This window comes from Oleiphilus sp. HI0123 (genome assembly GCF_001635315.1).
The window spans coordinates 1-1,892 of the sequence record NZ_LWGE01000075.1; the positions used below are offsets into that span (position 1 = coordinate 1).

Consider the following 1,892-nt stretch of genomic DNA (forward strand, 5'->3'; position numbering starts at 1 on the left):
GACAAGCGTATTGATGCGCTAGTCGCATTTTTAAAACTACTGACAGATAAACGATATGAAAGCCTAATCACTGACTAGACTATAAATCTTATTGATAATACTTATCATTTAGAATATCATCTTCGCCATATTGGTCCATTAGGTCATTTTTAAAATTAACTTTCAGGGGTTATCCATGCTTTCTCTAAAATCATCCATTAGAAACTTTGTCCTCACAGGCTCAGTCGCCGCTATGGGCCTATCCGGCTGCGGAATGATGGAAACAAAAGAAACTAGCCAAGCTTCAGTTATCGATACTTATATTGATATCGCTAAAGAAAACTATCAGGACTCGCTAAGCGCCGCTCAAGCACTGCAAGCTCAAGTCAATGAATTTCTAGCTAATCCTAACGAAGCCAATTTGCAAAAAACTAAAGACGCTTGGATTGCGGCACGCGCGCCTTACCAACAGACAGAAGTCTACCGTTTTGGCAACGCATCGGTTGATGATTGGGAAGGTAAAGTCAACGCATGGCCTCTTGATGAAGGTTTGATCGACTATGTTGATGCTTCATATGGTGCTGAGTCTGATGAAAACCCATTCTATGCTGCTAACATCATTGCCAACCCTGCACCAATGATTGGCGGCAAGAAAGTAGATGCTAGCCAAATTACACCAGAACTACTTGCAAACACTCTGCATGAAATTGACGAAGTTGAGTCTAACGTTGCAACGGGTTATCACGTCATCGAATTTTTGCTGTGGGGCCAAGACTTAAACGGTAACAACCCTGGTGCTGGCTCTCGCCCAGCAAGCGATTTCTCACTTGATAAGTGTACCGGTGGCAACTGTGAGCGCCGTCGTCAGTACCTTCAAGCAGCAACAAGCTTATTGATTTCAGACCTAGAAGACATGGCCAATAACTGGAAAGAAGGCGGAGCATCAGTTGCTGAGCTAACCGCTAAAAGCGAAGCAGGTGCCTTGGCAACCATGCTGACAGGCATGGGTAGCCTTGCGTATGGCGAGCTAGCTGGCGAGCGGACTAAGCTTGGCTTGATGCTACACGATCCTGAAGAAGAACATGACTGCTTCTCGGATAACACTCATAACTCCCACTACTATGACGCCTTGGGCATCAAGAATGTCTATATGGGTCAGTATGAGAGCATCAACAACAACTCAGTAGATGGTGCAAGCCTTTCTGACTTAGTGAAGCAAGCAGACCCAGCACTGGATGCTGAAATGCTGGGTAAGCTTAATGCTACTCAAGCGACGGCTCAAGCAATGGTTGACGCGGCGGCTAAAGGCCAAGCTTTTGATGTATTGATCGGTGAAGGTAATACTGCGGGCAACCAAATCGTTCAGAACTTTGTTGATGCACTCGTTGCTCAAGCCAAAACAACTGAAAAGGTCATTCAGGTCTTAGGCCTCAGCAATATTGATTTTGAAGGTTCTGACAGCCTGGACAACCCTTCTGCTGTAGCAGAGTAATTAACAACTAGGTGACGCACCTGTTTATTTACGCCCGCCTAACAAGCGGGCGTTTTGGTAGCTATGAATAAAACCATCTTCGCACTTCCTCTTTTAGCGGTCAGCTTTTTACTCTACATAAATGCTGACTCGACCCTCGCTTCAAATAGCAAACTCCATAGTGCCAGAGAACTCTACCCATCAGGTCAACATAGTGCTGGCCAAAGCAAACAACGAAACAGTTTTGATCATCCCTCCCCCCTTCTGGATATGGAGACAAAGCTCGACTTTAAAATCGGCCGGGCCATCTTTGAAAAAATTTGGGTATTTGCCCCCTCAAGTACGACCGCAAGTGATGGCTTAGGCCCACTCTACAATGCAAGATCCTGCTCCCGTTACCACGAGAAGAATGGTCGAGGCATATTAAAAGAAGAAGGTAAAA

At 45.4% G+C, this 1,892-nt stretch carries 2 protein-coding genes; both read left to right on the forward strand.

What is annotated here, in order from left to right; all coding sequences use genetic code 11:
- The first annotated feature begins 175 nt into the window (after positions 1-175).
- Positions 176-1,471 carry an imelysin family protein gene (locus A3761_RS00800; RefSeq protein ID WP_068511211.1) on the forward strand — a complete coding sequence of 432 codons (1,296 nt, stop codon included), beginning with the start codon at positions 176-178 and terminating at the stop codon, positions 1,469-1,471.
- A gap of 63 nt (positions 1,472-1,534) precedes the next feature.
- Positions 1,535-1,892: di-heme oxidoredictase family protein (locus tag A3761_RS00805; RefSeq protein ID WP_304439560.1), on the forward strand; the 358-nt coding region annotated here is incomplete at its 3' end.